Source organism: Rhizobium sp. P1_E6, from assembly GCF_056405875.1.
Genome location: NZ_JBFUBG010000002.1, coordinates 122826 through 139587, shown reverse-complemented (window position 1 = coordinate 139587; position 16762 = coordinate 122826). Strand labels below are relative to the sequence as shown.

At 60.9% G+C, this 16762-nt stretch carries 15 protein-coding genes; 5 read left to right on the top strand and 10 right to left on the bottom strand.

Going from position 1 to position 16762, the window contains the following annotated elements; all coding sequences use genetic code 11:
• Positions 1–10: 10 nt before the first annotated feature.
• The 4 genes from AC1D35_RS02245 to AC1D35_RS02230 form a co-directional block, all read right to left on the bottom strand.
• Positions 11–1639, bottom strand: a complete 1629-nt coding sequence (locus AC1D35_RS02245; RefSeq protein WP_477853283.1) for a CTP synthase — start codon at positions 1637–1639, stop codon at positions 11–13.
• Positions 1640–1782: 143 nt separating this feature from the next.
• Positions 1783–2310 carry a preprotein translocase subunit SecG gene (gene secG, locus AC1D35_RS02240; RefSeq protein ID WP_477853282.1) on the bottom strand — a complete coding sequence of 176 codons (528 nt, stop codon included), beginning with the start codon at positions 2308–2310 and terminating at the stop codon, positions 1783–1785.
• 107 nt (positions 2311–2417) lie between these two features.
• Positions 2418–3188 carry a triose-phosphate isomerase gene (gene tpiA, locus AC1D35_RS02235; protein ID WP_113309102.1) on the bottom strand — a complete coding sequence of 257 codons (771 nt, stop codon included), beginning with the start codon at positions 3186–3188 and terminating at the stop codon, positions 2418–2420.
• A 126-nt stretch (positions 3189–3314) separates the two neighbouring features.
• Positions 3315–4199 (bottom strand): alpha/beta hydrolase, encoded by an 885-nt coding sequence (locus AC1D35_RS02230; protein WP_477853280.1) that lies wholly within the window; start codon positions 4197–4199, stop codon positions 3315–3317.
• A gap of 205 nt (positions 4200–4404) precedes the next feature.
• Here AC1D35_RS02230 and parE point away from each other — a divergent pair, with 205 nt between their 5' ends.
• The 3 genes from parE (at position 4405) to AC1D35_RS02215 (ending at position 9055) form a co-directional block, all read left to right on the top strand.
• The gene (gene parE, locus AC1D35_RS02225; protein WP_113309104.1) at positions 4405–6474 is read left to right on the top strand and encodes a DNA topoisomerase IV subunit B; all 2070 of its coding nucleotides are present in this window, start codon (positions 4405–4407) and stop codon (positions 6472–6474) included.
• Between the two features lie 143 nt (positions 6475–6617).
• Positions 6618–7754: an esterase-like activity of phytase family protein gene (locus tag AC1D35_RS02220; RefSeq protein ID WP_477938205.1), complete on the top strand. Its 1137-nt coding sequence runs from the start codon at positions 6618–6620 to the stop codon at positions 7752–7754.
• A 116-nt stretch (positions 7755–7870) separates the two neighbouring features.
• Complete coding sequence (locus tag AC1D35_RS02215; protein ID WP_477938204.1) at positions 7871–9055, top strand: AI-2E family transporter; 1185 nt, start codon at positions 7871–7873, stop codon at positions 9053–9055.
• A gap of 1 nt (position 9056) precedes the next feature.
• Here AC1D35_RS02215 and AC1D35_RS02210 read toward each other — a convergent pair whose 3' ends face one another.
• Positions 9057–9515: a GNAT family N-acetyltransferase gene (locus AC1D35_RS02210; protein ID WP_477853273.1), complete on the bottom strand. Its 459-nt coding sequence runs from the start codon at positions 9513–9515 to the stop codon at positions 9057–9059.
• Between the two features lie 129 nt (positions 9516–9644).
• On the opposite strand from AC1D35_RS02210, the gene AC1D35_RS02205 reads away from it, so the two are divergent.
• Positions 9645–10052 (top strand): hypothetical protein, encoded by a 408-nt coding sequence (locus AC1D35_RS02205; protein WP_477853271.1) that lies wholly within the window; start codon positions 9645–9647, stop codon positions 10050–10052.
• On the opposite strand, the gene AC1D35_RS02200 is transcribed toward AC1D35_RS02205, so the two are convergent.
• The 3 genes from AC1D35_RS02200 to AC1D35_RS02190 form a co-directional block, all read right to left on the bottom strand.
• Entirely contained in the window at positions 10049–11179 is a 1131-nt protein-coding gene (locus AC1D35_RS02200; RefSeq protein WP_113509302.1) for a DUF2336 domain-containing protein, read from the bottom strand. The two genes, AC1D35_RS02205 and AC1D35_RS02200, sit on opposite strands and share 4 nt — an antisense overlap.
• Positions 11180–11303: 124 nt before the next feature.
• Positions 11304–11906 (bottom strand): flavin reductase family protein, encoded by a 603-nt coding sequence (locus AC1D35_RS02195; RefSeq protein WP_113509250.1) that lies wholly within the window; start codon positions 11904–11906, stop codon positions 11304–11306.
• Positions 11906–12490: a nitroreductase family protein gene (locus AC1D35_RS02190; RefSeq protein ID WP_113295490.1), complete on the bottom strand. Its 585-nt coding sequence runs from the start codon at positions 12488–12490 to the stop codon at positions 11906–11908. The genes AC1D35_RS02195 and AC1D35_RS02190 overlap by 1 nt, the downstream gene beginning before the upstream one ends.
• A gap of 113 nt (positions 12491–12603) precedes the next feature.
• Between AC1D35_RS02190 and AC1D35_RS02185 the strand changes: the two genes are divergently transcribed.
• Positions 12604–13710 carry a hypothetical protein gene (locus AC1D35_RS02185; protein ID WP_477853269.1) on the top strand — a complete coding sequence of 369 codons (1107 nt, stop codon included), beginning with the start codon at positions 12604–12606 and terminating at the stop codon, positions 13708–13710.
• A 33-nt stretch (positions 13711–13743) separates the two neighbouring features.
• Here AC1D35_RS02185 and AC1D35_RS02180 read toward each other — a convergent pair whose 3' ends face one another.
• A complete protein-coding gene (locus AC1D35_RS02180; RefSeq protein ID WP_113295488.1) occupies positions 13744–14583 on the bottom strand; it encodes a lysophospholipid acyltransferase family protein in 840 nt (279 codons plus the stop codon).
• Positions 14584–14706: 123 nt separating this feature from the next.
• A complete protein-coding gene (gene thrS, locus AC1D35_RS02175) occupies positions 14707–16713 on the bottom strand; it encodes a threonine--tRNA ligase (protein ID WP_477938203.1) in 2007 nt (668 codons plus the stop codon).
• Positions 16714–16762 lie beyond the last annotated feature (49 nt).

Below are 16762 nucleotides of genomic sequence, written 5' to 3'. Positions count from 1 at the left end.
CGGCTGAACTTTAAACCAGCCGGCTCTGCTCGGTTGCCGCTTCGATGAAGCTGGCAAAGAGCGGATGCGGGTCAAGCGGCCGGGACTTCAGTTCCGGATGGTACTGAACGCCGATGAACCACGGATGGTCAGGATATTCGATCGTCTCAGGCAGCACACCGTCCGGCGACATGCCGGAGAAGACGAGGCCGCAATCTTCCAGCCGGTCCTTGTAGTCGATATTGACTTCGTAGCGGTGGCGGTGACGCTCGGAAATATCGGTCGAGCCGTAGATATCCGAAATCTTCGTGCCCTTCTTCAGCGCTGCCTTGTAAGCGCCGAGACGCATCGTGCCGCCGAGATTGCCGGAAGCGGCACGCTTCTCCAAAGCATTGCCCTTGACCCACTCGGTCATCAGACCGACGACCGGTTCCGGCGTCGGGCCGAATTCGGTCGACGAGGCGTTTGGAACATCGGCGAGATTGCGGGCAGCCTCGATGACGGCCATCTGCATGCCGAAGCAGATGCCGAAATACGGCACCTTGCGCTCGCGGGCAAAACGCGCCGCATGGATCTTGCCTTCCGAACCGCGTTCGCCGAAGCCGCCGGGCACCAGGATGCCGTGGACCTTCTCGAGGTAGGGTGCCGGATCTTCCTTTTCGAAGACTTCCGACTCGATCCACTCGAGCTTGACCTTGACGCGATTGGCGATACCGCCGTGATGCAGCGCTTCGATCAGCGACTTGTAGGCATCCTTGAGGCCGGTATATTTGCCGACGATCGCAATCGTCACCTCGCCTTCCGGCGTGCGGATGCGGTTGCAGACCTCTTCCCACTGGTCGAGACGCGGCTTGGGAGCCGGCTCGATGCCGAAGGCGGCCAGAACTTCGTCGTCGAGGCCTTCCTTGTGATAAGCCATCGGCACGTCGTAGATATTGGCAACGTCGAGCGCCTGGATGACGGCGGACGGACGCACGTTACAGAACAGCGAAAGCTTGCGGCGTTCGGCTTCCGGGATTTCCCGATCGGCGCGCACCAGCAGGATATCGGGATGAATGCCGAGCGCCTGCAGTTCCTTCACGGAATGCTGCGTCGGCTTGGTCTTCAATTCGCCGGCTGCCGGAATATAGGGCATCAGCGTCAGGTGGACGTAAACAGCCGTGCCGCGCGGCAAGTCGTTGCCGAGCTGGCGGATCGCCTCCATGAAGGGCATGGCCTCGATATCGCCGACCGTTCCGCCGATCTCGCAGATGACGAAGTCGTAATCGTCATTGCCCTCGATAACGAAATCCTTGATCTCGTTGGTGACATGCGGAATGACCTGAACGGTCGCGCCGAGATAATCGCCGCGGCGTTCCTTGTCGATGATGTTCTTGTAGATGCGGCCGGTGGTGATGTTGTCGGTCTTGGTCGCCGAGCGTCCGGTAAAACGCTCGTAGTGGCCGAGATCGAGATCGGTTTCGGCACCGTCATCGGTGACGAAGACTTCGCCGTGCTGGGTCGGGCTCATAGTGCCCGGATCCACGTTCAGATAGGGGTCAAGTTTGCGAAGCCGCACCCGATAACCACGGGCCTGCAACAACGCTCCGAGAGCCGCGGCCGCAATTCCTTTTCCGAGGGAAGAAACCACGCCGCCAGTGATGAATACGTATCGCGCCATGGGAGTCACCGGATACCTTTTCAAAAACGATTCCACCAGCCCAAAAATTCTTTTCCAGAACTTTTGGTGCATGGCGCAGGAATCAGAACAAAAGAAAACCGGCAGACCCGAGGGCCTGCCGGCGGTTTATTTTCTGGACCGGCTTATTGTCCCGTGGGGACGCCGGAAGGCTGTGCCGGCACGGTGGCGGCCGGTGCCTCAGGCTGAGCCGGAGCCGTCGTCGGAGCTGCCGGAGCAGTCGCCGCAGGGGCGCTTGCAGCCGGAGCCGGAGTTGCTGGTGTCTGCGTTGCCGGAGCAGTCGTCGCCGGCGCCGCTGCACCGCTATTCGGAATGCCGCTGTTATCCGCAGGCTGGGCCGGAGCCGGTGCGTTGGCACCGCCGAGCGAATCGAGAATGCCGTTGCCCTGTCCGCTCGTTGCCGGAATGCGGTTGAGAATATCGGTCGGGCGACCTTCGTAACGGGTCAGGATACCGAGACCAAGCGAGGTCAGGAAAAATAGCGTCGCCAAAATCGCTGTCGTACGCGTCAGCGCATTGGCCGTGCCGCGGGCCGACATGAAGCCCGATCCGCCGCCGATTCCGAGGCCACCGCCTTCGGAGCGCTGGATAAGCACGACGCCGACGAGCGCGAGCACGATCATGAGATGGATGACAATCAATACGGTCTGCATGGGTCCAGTCCTGCCCGTCTGAGGACGGACATAAAGTAAAATCTGGCGGCTCTTTACATGAGGTCTTCAGCTATTCCAAGCCCTTCGGCCAGGAATATGCAATCGCTTCAGGCAAGCAGCGTTTCATATGCGCCGTAGATGGCGAGGAAATCAGTGGCTTTCAAGCTCGCCCCGCCAATGAGAGCGCCGTCAACATTGTCGACGGCCAAGAGCTCGAGGGCATTTCCGGGCTTGACCGAACCGCCATAGAGAATGCGCATGCCCCTGCCCTCTTTGCCGAAGCGCAGGACGAGCTCGTCGCGGATGAAGGCGTGGACGATCTCCACATCCTGTGCGGTCGGCGTCAGGCCGGTGCCGATCGCCCAGACAGGTTCGTAGGCGATAACGGTATTCTCCGCCGTTGCCTCCTCGGGCAACGAACCCGAAAGCTGGCGCTTGAGGATGTCGAGTGTCTGGTAAGCGTCGCGCTCGTCTCCGGTTTCGCCAACGCAGACGATCGCGGTCAGATCGGCCTGATAGGCGGCCTGTGCCTTGGCACGCACCAGATGATCGGTCTCGGCATGATTGGTGCGGCGCTCCGAATGGCCGACGATCACATAGGTGCCGAAGCAGTCGGCGATCATGTCAGCCGAAATATCGCCCGTATGCGCGCCGCATTCGGCCTGGTGGCAGTCCTGGCCGCCGATCGCAAGCGGGCTGTCGGTGGCGAGCGCCGTCGCCACGTAGAGCAGCGTCGCCGGCGGGCAGATCAAGGCTTCGACTTTTTCGGACAAGGGGGTGCTGACGCCTTGGGCTATCGCCTTGATCTGGTCCAATGAGGCGCGCGTGCCATTCATCTTCCAGTTCCCCGCCACCAGCGGGCGTACGTCAGGTGTCATGCTGCTCTCCCAAAATCTGCATATCCGGGCGGCCTTAGCAAAAGCCTGCAATAAAGGAAAGCGCCCCGCTTAACCTTGGGGGAATATGATCGTTTGAAAGCTCTGCGCGGCGTTAAATCCGCCCCTTCAGGACGCCAATATCCAGTTCAATACTTTCCGCCAGTCAATCATGCGGATCGGCGTGCCGTGATTGCCGTTCTGGAACAGGGTGAAATGCGTCGGGTACTTCGCCTTGTAGAGCTTCTCGAACAGCGCCTGCTGGTTGGCTGCGGCATAGACCGGGTCTCGGCTGCCATGCGCAAACCAGAGCGGCAGCTTCGCCTTGTAAAACGGGCTCTTGGTGAAATCCGGGTCCGAGACGCCGCTCATGATCAGCATGCCCTTCAGCCGCTTGACGCTGTCAGCATCGCGCGTGATGCCCCAGCAGATCTGGCTGCCCATGGAGGCGCAGCTGAGGATGACAGTCCGGCCGGGAGATTGGGCGCTCGCGTAGCGGATAAGCCCCGCAATGGCCGCAACGCCATTGGCATCGAAGGTCTTGACGGTCGGCGAATAATAGACGCCGCCATTGCCGGCCGTAAGGTTCTTCAGCCGGTTGAAATTGCCGCCGAAGGAATAGTCGTTGGCGCCGAGCCGCCGGTCGCCGTCGCGGCCGTGGATGAAGATGACCGTGAAGGCGGCGTTCTCAGTCGGTCCCACCCTGGTGACATCGAGCCTGATGCCGTCGAGCGACAGCGTCTCATCAGCCTGCAGCTTCTTCACGCCGAGCGAGACATATTTCTGCTGCACCCGCTTTTGCGGGATCTGATCGCGCCCGTTGATGTCGCGCATCTCGTCGTAATCGATCATGTCGAAGGCGCCGTCATCGCCCGTCCGCAGCACGGTCTGCTTCGAAAACAGATCGTCCTTGTAGGGCGGCAGGGCATCGGCCTCGGCGGTCGTGACAGCCGCGGACAGGAAAAAGGCCGCAATTGCGGTGATAATGGTGCAATGACTTGTGGACATCGGCATGCGTATGGTTCCCAGAGAGCTGCCGCGACTTGCCATTCGCCGCCCGGCAACGCAAATCACATCTTGAAAAGCTCCGCAAATCCGGGGCGCGTCGCGTATCGGGGCGCTTTCTGTCAGAATTCCCCTGATTCGCAAACGCGATGCCGAATGCAGATATTGTGGGCCAGCGGCGGCCCTTCACGAGAATGAAGATCTGAACGGTTCCATGGAAGACAGCAACGACCTCTTTTCCGGAGTGCCCCTGACACAGAAGCAGGAGGCCGCAAAGCCTGCTGCGCCGGCCGAAAAGCCTGCAGTGGCCGCCGCACCCGCCGCCCCCCGCCCCGCCCCGGCGACATCGAACGGCGATGATTACGGCGCCTCCTCGATCCGCGTTCTGGAAGGCCTGGAACCGGTGCGCATGCGCCCCGGCATGTATATCGGCGGCACCGACGAGAAGGCGCTGCACCACCTTTTTGCCGAAGTCATCGACAACTCGATGGACGAAGCGGTGGCCGGCCATGCCGATTTCATCGATGTTCATCTCGATACCCAGGGCTATCTGACGGTCACCGACAACGGCCGCGGCATTCCGGTCGAGAACCATCCGCAGGTTCCCGGCAAATCGACGCTCGAAGTCATCATGACCAAGCTGCATGCCGGCGGTAAATTCGACGGCAAGGCCTATGAGACCTCGGGCGGTCTGCACGGCGTCGGCGTCTCTGTCGTCAACGCTCTGTCGGATCATCTCGAAGTCGAGGTCGCCCGTAACCGCAAGCTCTATCGCCAGCGCTTCTCGCGCGGCGTGCCGCAGGGCGGGCTCGAAGAGCTGGGCGATGTGCATAACCGTCGCGGCACCAAGGTTCGCTTTCATCCCGACCCGCAGATTTTCGGTGATCATGCGAAGTTCGATGCGGCGCGTGTGTTCCGCATGGCCCGCTCCAAGGCCTATCTCTTCGGCGGCGTCGAAATCCGCTGGAGCTGCGATCCGGGCGTGCTGCCGGAAGGATCGGACCTGCCCGACAAGGCCGTCTTCCACTTCCCCGGCGGCCTGAAGGATTACCTGCAGGCAACGATGGGCAAGGAATTCACCGTCACCCGCGAGATCTTCGCCGGCAAGACCGAGAAGGTAGCCGGCCACGGTGCACTGGAATGGGCGATCACCTGGTATGGCGGCGATCCGCAGGTCCATTCCTACTGCAACACCATCCCGACGCCCGAAGGCGGCACGCATGAGGCCGGTCTTCGCATTGCGATGACCAAGGGCCTGAAGAGCTATGCCGAGCTGACGCAGAACAAGCGTGCCGCACAGATCACCACCGATGATGTGATGATCTCGGCCGTCGGCATGCTCTCGGTCTTCATCCGCGAGCCGGAATTCGTCGGCCAGACCAAGGATCGACTGGCGAGCGTCGAAGCCCAGCGCCTCGTCGAAAATGCGCTGCGCGACCCCTTCGACCATTATCTTGCCGACAATCCGAACGAGGCCGAGAAGCTTCTCGACTGGGTGATCGAGCGCGCCGAAGAGCGCCTGCGCCGCCGCAAGGAGAAGGAAGTCAACCGCAAGACGGCCGTGCGCAAGCTGCGCCTGCCCGGCAAGCTTGCTGACTGCTCGCAGAACACCGCCGTAGGTGCTGAACTTTTCCTGGTCGAGGGTGACTCGGCAGGTGGCTCGGCCAAGCAGGCGCGCAACCGCGCCAACCAGGCGATCCTGCCGCTGCGCGGCAAGATCCTCAACGTTGCCAGCGCCGGCCGCGAAAAGCTCGGCGCCAACCAGCAAATCTCCGATCTCGTCCAGGCGCTCGGCTGCGGCACCCGCTCGAAATACCGTGAAGAAGATCTGCGTTACGAACGCGTCATCGTCATGACCGATGCCGACGTCGATGGTGCGCATATCGCTTCGCTGCTCATCACCTTCTTCTATCAGGAGATGCCGGAGCTCGTCCGCGGCGGTCATCTCTTCCTTGCCGTGCCGCCGCTCTACAAGATCACGCAAGGGGCAAAGTCCGCCTATGCCCGCGACGACGATCACCGCGCCGAGCTGATGGAGACCGAATTCAAGGGCAAGGCCAAGATCGAGATCAGCCGCTTCAAAGGTCTCGGCGAAATGCTGCCCGCCCAGCTCAAGGAAACCACCATGGATCCGTCCAAGCGCACGCTTCTGCGGGTGCTGATCGACGAGGTGGATTTCGAGGGAACGCGCAATGCCGTCGACGACCTGATGGGAACCAAGGCCGAAGCCCGTTTCCGCTTCATCCAGGAGCGTGCGGCCTTTGCCGAGGACCTCGATATTTAAGGCACTGCGAATTCATCGAACTGACGAAGAACCGTTACGAGTCCGTCAAATTACCGGCGCAATAGAACGGCCGGCGCTCTGTCCTCCCTCGAGGTTTCCGCAGCGCCGGCCGTTTTGTTTCAACCTTTTGCCGGATGTTTGTCATGACCAAGCGTTTTCTCGCGACTGCCGCTTTCGTTCTCCTGTCCAGAACCGCTTCCGTTTACGCGACCGATATTGGCGCGACGGTCGAGACCGCCTGCCCCTTCGGCGATTGTGCGGCAGCGATCTCTCTTTCCTATCTCGGTGAATTCGTTATCCCGACCGGCCAGATGGAAAACGGCGTCGAATTCGGCGRCATTTCCGGCCTCGATTTCGATGTTGCTACCGGCCACTACATCGCCATCAGCGATGACCGCTCCGAAAAGGCCCCCGCCCGCTTCTTCGATCTCGATATCGATGTCAGTGCTGAAGGCCTGGAGGGCGTGACCGTGGCCAAGCACGTCACCCTGCAGGACAAGAACGGCCAGCCTTTCGCCATCCGCACCGTCGATCCGGAATCCATCCGCTTCGGCAAGGACGGCATCTATTGGGGCAGCGAAGGTGATGCGAAGGCGCTCATCTCGCCTTTCGTCCGCGTCGCTTCTCCTGATGGAGCCTTCGTGCGCGAGTTCAAGCTGCCTGACGGTTTTGCGCCGACCGCCGACAAGTCCACCGGCATCCGCGACAACCTCGCTTTCGAAAATCTGGCGGTGTCTCCGTCCGGTGACGTTTTCGTCGGCGTCGAAGCAGCTCTCTATCAGGATGGCCCGAACCCCAATCTGACGACCGGCAGCCTCTCGCGCATCATCCGTTATGACGGCGCAACGGGCGAGCCGAAGGCTCAATACGTCTATCCGGTCTCGCCGATCCCGCAGGCCGCCGTTAAACCCGACGGTGGCAACGACAACGGCATGTCGGAAATGGTCGCCCTTGACGATCATCGCCTGCTCGCCGTTGAACGCAGCTATGCGCAGGGCTTCGGCAACAACATCAAGCTCTTCATGATGGATCTCGACGGCGCGACCGACGTTTCCAGTATCGCCTCGCTCGCCAAGAACGACCAGCGCGTGGTGCCAGCCCGCAAGAGCCAGGTGCTCGACCTGCGCGCCATCGGCCTGACGCCTGACAATATCGAGGCTATGGCGATCGGCAAGGCGAAGGATGGAACCGATATTTTGATCCTCGGCTCGGACAATAATTTCTCGACCGGCCAGAAGAGTCAGTTCTACGCCTTCAAGATCAACCGTCGCCCGCAATAATATCTCAAGGATTTACCGACCAGATAACCACGCTTTGTATACCCTTTATCCGGGCGGACCTTGAAACCGCCCGGTTCATAGCCCATAAAATAGGGCAACAATAAAAAGAGGCGCGCGTGGGTGTGTTTGATCGTCAGAAAAGCAATACGGAGCCGCGATGGCTAGGGCCGTCGGCGACGACGCGTACGCCGCTGATACCCTCCATTTCAGCAGCCCGCTGGTTGCTCATACTGGTCGCCGCAGCCGGCGTTTATTTCTTCTATGGCTTCGTCGTGCCGGTGCTGGCCGCTCTCGTAATCGGCTTTGCGAGCTGGCCGCTCTACCGCAAGCTCCTGGCGCGTGTGGGCGGCAATACGACCGTTGCCGCAACGATCGCGATCATCCTCATCGTCACCTTCCTCGTCATTCCGATCGGCCTCGCGGGCACCTATACGACCGGTGAAGTGCGCACCTGGGTTGCCTGGGCGATCCACGCCAACCGCTTTGGTGCGGAAACGCCGCAATGGATCGTCGCCCTGCCTCTGGCCGGTTCCTACCTCGACGAGCTCTGGACGAAATATATCGGCAGCCCCGGCGCCATGGGTGAGCTCATCCAGGCTGTCAGCGGCGCCAATATCGGCAATATCTACCGTGCGGTTCTGGCGGCTGGCGGCGGTGCCTTCCACCTGTTCCTGACGCTGCTCTTCATGCTGATCGCGCTCTTCTTCGTCTATCGCGACGGTTTCTCCTTTTCCAAGCAGATCGACATGCTCGGCGAGCGCATCCTGCCGAACCGCTGGGAGCGTATTTCCCGTGTCGTACCTGCTACCATCAGCTCCACCGTCATGGGCATGACCCTGATCGCGATCGGCGAAGGCATCGTACTCGGTGTGGCCTACTGGATCGCCGGCGTTCCCTCGCCCGTCACGCTTGGCGTGCTGACCGGCGTCATGGCGCTGATCCCCGGCGGCGCCCCGCTCTCCTTCACGCTGGTATCCGTCTATCTGCTGGCCAGCGGCTCGCATGTCGCCGGCATCGGCCTGTTCGTCTGGGGTACCGTCGAACTCTTCATCGTCGACAAGACGCTGCGGCCGAAACTTGTCGGCGGACCGATCAAGCTGCCTTTCCTGCCCACCTTCTTCGGCCTCGTCGGCGGCGTGAAGACGATGGGTTTTCTCGGCCTTTTCATTGGTCCGGTACTGATGGCTCTGCTGGTCGCAATCTGGCGCGAATGGATACACGAAGTCCGCACCGCCGATGTGGGTCCGCAGATCATTCTCGACGAGCACGCGCCGCCCGTGCCGCGGGCTGCCGAGGGTTAAGTCAGATAAACCGCTTTTCCATGAAAAGGCTGAGCGGATCCGGCAGATAGGAGCCGAACGGCTCGATATCCCCGTATCCATATTTCCTGTAAAGGCCGATCGCCTCCGGCTGGTAAATGCCGGTCTCCAGACGGATTACATGAAGACCCTTCTCCCTGCCGATCTCCTCCAGCCGGTCCATGAGCCGGCTCGCGACCCTCAAGCCGCGGGCCTGCGGATCGACGAACATGCGCTTGATCTCGGCCGTCCCGTCGCCCGCCTCGACCAGCGCGCAGCAGCCGACGATCTCGCTGTCGTTGCGCGCCACAAGGAAACTGACGGAGGGCTTTTCCAGCGTCGAAATATCGACGAGGTGGTTGCTCTCTGGCGGATAGAGTGACTGCGCATAGGCATCCGAAAGATTGAGAAGGCGGATCACGCCATCCTGACGCGGCGGCTCCAGGGCAATGGTGACGGACATTCTCACTCCTTTTGCGGTAATGGGCGCGATTTTTCGCCGGTATGACGAAAAGTTAATGTCGCTGCCTTCATTCCGTTGGAATTGCGCTTTCGAAGATGGGGACATGCTCAATAGCCATGGAAGCAGAATATGCAAGCCGTCCTCATCGCCATGACGATCCTCGGTTGCGACGATTCCGTCAGCCAGTGCAATTACGTCGCCACGGTAGATAAACGCTGGGAAACCGTCGTCGCCTGCGATGCCGAGGCCGAACAACGGTTGAGGATTTATGCGAATGCCAACTATCCGACTGTCATTGCTGTCTGCGAGGCGCCGAAGGCGCTTGCCGCTGCCGAACCGGCCAAGCCGGCGCCTGCTGCTCCGGCAGTGGCCGAGGTAGCCGAAGAACGGGATGGCGTTGGTGGTTTTGTGGATACGATTGCCGGGCGTGTGCGTGCCAATCTGCCTTCCGGCCAGGACGTGAAAAACACCCTGGCGAAGCCGTTGCATTTCGTCTCTTCGAGCTATTCCTGGGCTGCGGCCCGGTTTACCGACTAGGCAGCTGCAAGCGAAGCATATACGCGGGCCGACCGGCGCTGGTCGGCCACGTGCAGTTTCTCGACCATGTCGAGCAACTCGCCGACGGCGTCATGCTGCCCTATCCGGCTATGGAATTTCTGAAGCAGGCGTCCGCAAATGCTGCCGAGCAACGAGCCTGACGTCTTGCGGGAAGCCTCGCGCCAGAGAAAGGTCGCTTCCACGAAAATGATGCTGATGTCGCGCGGCAGACCGGCCGATTCATAAAGCGCGCGCACGGCATGCATCCGTCCGGTAGCAAGGATTGCCCGCACGCGCCGGTCGCTGCAGCCCGACAGATTGACAATGGCGCAGGCGAAGAATTCCACCTTGCCGCAGCAGAGGGCATGCATGAGAAAGGACGGCGTCAGCCGTTCGTTCAGGCGAAGATGCTCGACGAGGTCGGGCACTTCGATCGGCGCGATATCGCCGGCGATGGAAACGATCGCCGCTTCCGTCGCCTCGCGACTGATGCGTTGCAGCCTTTGCAGGCCGATTGCCGCCTGGGCCAGAGGCAGGCCGACAAGCGCATTGCTGACATGCTGGGTCAGGAGCTGGCGGGCATCGGCCGGCAGGTCGATGCGGTCGAGAAGCAGGTTTCTGACGTCGCTGATATCACCGAGCCGTTCCGCAATCCGTTTCAGGGACTGGGCGGAAATCGACGCACCGTCATTTTCGAGCAGGCAGAGTACTTCGTCCTCGTCGCCGACTTCGGCGAGTGCCGCCGAAACGGGACGCGTCACATGGGCGCGTGCTGCAATCAGCATCCGCGTTGCGCCGCTGCCGCGCGCGGCGAGGTCGACGAGATCGGCATCGGTCAGGATCGGCGAGCAGGTCACTGCATGACAGGCGATTTCCGGCTGGTCCTCGGCGAGCAAAAGAATGATATTGCGCGGCGCATGTGGTGACCAGGCGATCGCTTCGGCCAGTGCAAGACGCACACGTGGTGACGGATCGTCGAGCAGATAGGTCATCGCCTTTTCAGCGGCGTCGCGCCGCTCGTCCGACATTTCGGATTTGAGATAGACGCGTCCCAGAGCACTTGCAGCGGCCGCCCTGTCAGCGGCCTTGGCCGTTTCGGCCCAACGAAGAAATGCCTCAATGATCACGACCACGCCCCAGCACTGAACGCGATTCCTTCGCGCCTCATTCAATACGAGGACGGTAGCCGGAAAAAGTTTATGATTGGTTCACCATGTTTATTAGGGTCTGGCCGAACCCGCGCGGCGACTGTCAGATCTTCGGCCTGAACATTTCGAAGACGTCGCTGCCCTCGCAATAATCCATATAGCCCATGCGTGCGACCGGCCGCGCCAGCGCCATGTCGAGCCGCCCGTTGCTGACAACAGCCTCATCGATATGGATGCCGACGACCTGTCCGAAAACGAAGACATTCTCGGTCGGTTCACCGGACAGCGTCTTCGGCTCGATGATCTCGGTCACCTTGCATTCGAGCACGGCAAAAGCCTCGGCCACACAGGGCGCATCGATCAGCTCGGCCCGCCTCGGCGTCAATCCTGCGAATTCGAATTCGCTCGTGCCGTAGGGCAAGGCAGCGGAGGTAAGGTTCATTTTGTCAGCCAGATTGCGGCTGACGAAATTGCAGGTGAAAACACCAGTCTCCCTGGCGTTTTGCTGGCTATGCTTGTGTCCGCTCGACGAAAACATCACCAGCTTTGGCGTGTCGGCAACCGCGTTGAAGAAGGAATAGGGTGCGAGATTGAGCGACCCATCCCTGCCCTTGCTGCCGATCCAGCCGATCGGGCGTGGTGAGACGATCGCCTTGAAGGGATCGTGCGCCAGACCGTGCCGGTTGGTATCCGTCGTATAGAACATCAGCCTTCCCCGCCGACCCACGTGACCGTCTCGGTCAGTTCGGGGCGCGGACGCTCGACGGGCGGGAAGGTAGTGGAGCCGATATGGATGAAGCCGGCGACCTTCTCGCCCGGCTGGACGCCGAGCAGCGGATAGGCACGCTCGTCGAAGGCGAACCATTCCGTCAGCCAGTTGGCGACATAGCCATGCGCATTGGCAGCCAGGATGACGTTGAGGCACAGCGCGCCCGCCGACATGATCTGTTCCCATTCAGGGATCTTGAAATGCGGGCCGGCCTTGCTGACGATCCCGACGACGACGGGTGCACGGGTAAAGCGCGTGCGCTCCACCTGGATCATTTCCTCCGAGAGGTCGGGTTTTGCTTCGAGCGCGAGCTTCAGCAGCTCTTCGCCCAGCCGCACGCGTTCCTCGCCGCGATAGACGATGAAGCGCCAGGGCGCGAGCTTGCCGTGATCGGGAACGCGCGATGAAAGGCGCAGGATTTCCTCGATCTCGTCCTTTTCCGGTCCCGGTTCGCACATCTGGAACGCAGGGATGGAACGGCGCACGGAGAGGTAATCGATCAGCTTGATGTCGGATTTCATACGGAAGAAACTCTCATTTGTATGCAGAGGATGGCCAGAGGTCTTGAATTTGCCATGGCATTGGTCTTGAAGTGGACTCTGCCATTTCAGAAGTCAATCGGTTCACGAACAGGATGTTTGGCATTTTGCCTTTTGCACGGATCGGCCTTGCTATTGCCCTGATGATGCTGACGCCGTTTGGCGCTGCTGCCCAGGACGCTTTCAAGGAATTCAAGCAGCTCGAATCGACGCCGAAAATGCCGAAGCTCAACGCGTTTATCGCGCCAGGCACGGCACAGGGGGGCGCGCATCTGCGCGACGTCTCTCTGGAGGCCAAACTCACGGCTGATGGCGCGCCTGTCGAAGACGGGCTTTCCTGGTATGTATTCAGCCCGGTCGCCGGAACCGATGGCAAGCTGCCGCTTATCGCCAGCTCCCGGGGCGGCACCGCTGCTTTCCAGCTCGCTGCCGGCGACTATTTCGTCAACGTCTCTTTCGGCCGCGCCGGCGTCACCAAGAAGCTGACGGTGCCGGATGAAGGTGAAGTCGATAGACAGGTGATGGTACTCGATGCCGGCGGCCTGCTGTTGAATGCCGTTTCCGGTTCTGATGTCCGCATCCGTCCCAACCAGCTGAGCTTCTCGATCTATTCCGCTGAGATCCGCGACGATGGCGAGCGCGGCCTCGTGATGGCCGATGTGCCGCCGAATACGGTCGTGCGCCTTAATGCCGGCACCTATCACGTCGTTTCCGAGTATGGCAGTGTCAACGCCACGATCCGCGCCGACATCCAGGTGGAAGCTGGCAAACTGACCGAAGCAACGATCCAGCACAGGGCAGCGCAGATCAATTTCAAGCTGGTCTCGGATACCGGCGGCGAAGCGATCGCCGATACCGCATGGTCGATCCTGACGGCGGCCGGCGACAGTGTCGGTGAAAGTGTGAGCGCCTTCCCGGCCATGGTCCTGTCTGAAGGTGAATACACCGCCGTTGCCCGCAACAAGGACAAGATCTACCAGCGCGACTTCACCGTCGCTGCCGGCGTCAATACCGATGTCGAAGTGCTCATGAAGGACCAGCAGGCCCAGCAGCCGATTGCCCCGGCTGCAACGGCCGTGCCGCCTGGACAGACCGCGGCCGGGCCGAAGGGCGTGCCCCAGCCGGGCGGTGAGATCCCGCCGCAGCCGCCCTTGCCGTCCTATGAAGATCTTCAAAGCGACGGCGGCGCCAGCCTCGACTGACGCCGTATCCCGGATATCAGGAGTTTTGAGTTTTCAGCTTGCGCGCTTGAGGAAGGCCTTCTTCTTCGGCGCCATAGAGAAGACAGCGTCAAAGAGACGGGCGAGCAAATCCTTGCGGTCGCTGCCGCTGCTCAATTCTTCGAAGGACAGTACCCTGCCCACATGTGCGGTGATCGTGCTGCCTGAAAGACGGCGGAACTCGCGGATGAGCAGCGACAGGCGCAGCGTCATCGAAACCCTGCTGGCGAGATGGAAGAGCCGGCCATTCTGGCCCTCGAAATAGATCGGCAATACGCTGGCGCGGGTCGCCTGGATGAGCTTGGCCGGGAACATCTTCCACGGCAGGTCCTCGGCGCGGCCGAAGCCCTTCTTGGCGGTGGCCACGCCGCCGGCCGGGAAAATCACGATCGTCGTGCCTTCCTTCAGCAGGCGAACCGCCTCGTGACGGCTCTTCATGTTCATCGCCATCGCTTCCTTGGTCTCCTCGAAGGAGATCGGCAGCGAATAGGGCGCCATTTCCGGCACCTTCAGGAGATCGTTGTGGATCAGCACCCGGAACGGACGTCCGAGCTGTTCAGCAAGCGCCAGCACCGCAATTCCGTCGCCGATGCCGAAGGGATGGTTGGCGACGATGACGATCGGCTCGTCCGGTACCGGCGCGAGCGGCCAGCTGCCCTTCACATTGATCTCGACATCGATGAGATCGAGCATCTTGCCGAAGACGCGCTCGCTCTTGCCGACGATATCGCTGCGCCACATGTCATAGAGCCGCACATAGCGATCGCGGCCCGAAAGCCCCTCGATGGAGCGGATGAGCCAGCGCTTGAAACGCGGATCTCTTTCGTTCGCGTAGGAAAGCTCTTTGAAGCGCACTGGAATGCCTGGCGGGATGAACCCGTCCCCTGTTTTATGGCGGCTATATTACTGTTGCATGTCAGATTTCTGACAGCGCCGAGCAGATCAATGCCGGGCGCTGCCATCATCCAATAGGCAATTTCAGGCGGCTTTAGCCTTCTTTGCCTCGATCTTACGACGGATATCGGGCGCAGTCGCCTCCAGGGCAAGGCTTTCGATCGCCGAATCCAGCGACATCGACGTCTGTTCCTGGCTGCCGAGGCGGCGGATATTGACCGTGCGCTCTTCCGCTTCCTTCTTGCCGCAGACGATGATGACGGGAACTTTCGTAACGGAATGTTCGCGGATCTTGTAATTGATCTTCTCGTTACGGAAGTCGGTCTGGACATGCAGCCCGGCGTCGCGCAGCGCGTCAGCCACTTCCTGGCCGTAGCCATCGGCCTCCGAGGTGATCGTCGCAACGACGACCTGCAGCGGCGAGACCCACAGCGGCAGATGGCCGGCGAAGTTCTCGATCAGGATGCCGAGGAAGCGCTCCATCGAGCCGCAGATGGCGCGATGGATCATGACCGGCTGCGTCTTCTCCGAATTGCTGTCGATGTAGAAGGCGCCGAAACGTTCCGGCAGGTTGAAGTCCACCTGCGTCGTGCCGCACTGCCATTCGCGGCCGATCGCGTCCTTCAGCGTATATTCGAACTTCGGCCCGTAGAAGGCGCCCTCGCCCGGCAGGATGCCGGTCTTGATGCGTCCTTCGGATTGAGCCTCGATCGTATTCAGCACATCGGTCATGACGGCTTCCGCACGATCCCAGAGCGCATCGGAGCCGACACGCTTGTCCGGACGGGTGGAGAGCTTGACGACGATTTCCTTGAAGCCGAAGTCTTCATAGACCGACAGGATCAGGTCGTTGATCTTCAGGCATTCGGCCGCCATCTGCTCGTCGGTGCAGAAGATGTGCGCGTCGTCCTGCGTGAAGCCGCGCACACGCATCAGCCCGTGCAGCGCGCCCGAAGGCTCGTAGCGATGCACCAGGCCGAATTCGGCGAAGCGGATCGGCAGTTCGCGATAGGACTTCAAGCCATGCTTGAAGATCTGCACGTGACCAGGGCAGTTCATCGGCTTCAGCGCAAAGACGCGGTTGTCCGCTTCCTTGTCTTCCGGATGCGTCATCGCATGCGCTGATTTCACGGCAAACATGTTCTCCTGGTACCAGCCCCAGTGCCCCGAGGTTTCCCAGAGCGAGGTGTCGAGCACCTGAGGTGCATTGACTTCTTCATAATCGACGGCCAGCCGGCGCCGCATGTAGGAGACGAGCGACTGGAAGATGCGCCAGCCCTTGCCATGCCAGAAAACGACGCCCGGGCCTTCTTCCTGGAAATGGAACAGGTCCATTTCACGGCCGAGCTTGCGGTGGTCGCGCTTTTCGGCTTCCGCCAGCATGTGCAGATAGTTGTCGAGATCGGCCTGGTCGGCCCATGCCGTGCCGTAGATGCGCGACAGCATGGCGTTGTTGCTGTCGCCGCGCCAATAGGCGCCGGCAACCTTCATCAGCTTGAAGGCGCTGCCGATCTGGCCGGTGGAGGCCATGTGCGGGCCGCGGCAAAGGTCGAACCATTCGCCCTGATTGTAGATCTTCAGATCCTGTCCTTCAGGGATCGCGTCGACGAGCTCGACCTTGTACTGTTCGCCCTTGGCGGCAAACACTTCCTTGGCCTTTTCGCGCGACCAGATCTGCTTTGTGAAGGGCGCATTGCGGGCAATGATCTCCTTCATCTTCTTTTCGATCTTCGGCAGATCGTCGGGCGTGAAGGGCTCGTTCTTGGCGAAGTCGTAGTAGAAACCGTTCTCGATCACGGGACCGATGGTCACCTGGGTGCCGGGCCACAGTTCCTGCACGGCTTCTGCCATCACGTGCGCGGCGTCATGCCGGATAAGCTCCAGCGCGCGCGGGTCCTTGCGCGTGACGATCTCGATCTTGCCGTCGGTGACAGTGTCGGAAAGGTCTTGCACGGTACCGTCGATCGCAATGGCGACGGCGCTCTTGGCAAGCGACTTGGAAATGGATTCGGCGACATCCTTGCCGGTTGCGCCAGCCGGGAAACTGCGCACCGAACCATCGGGAAATGTCAGGGAAATAGATTGGGACATTTAAATTCTCCTTGTCCAGTCCCGCCAACGAATGCGGGTGGTTGAAACG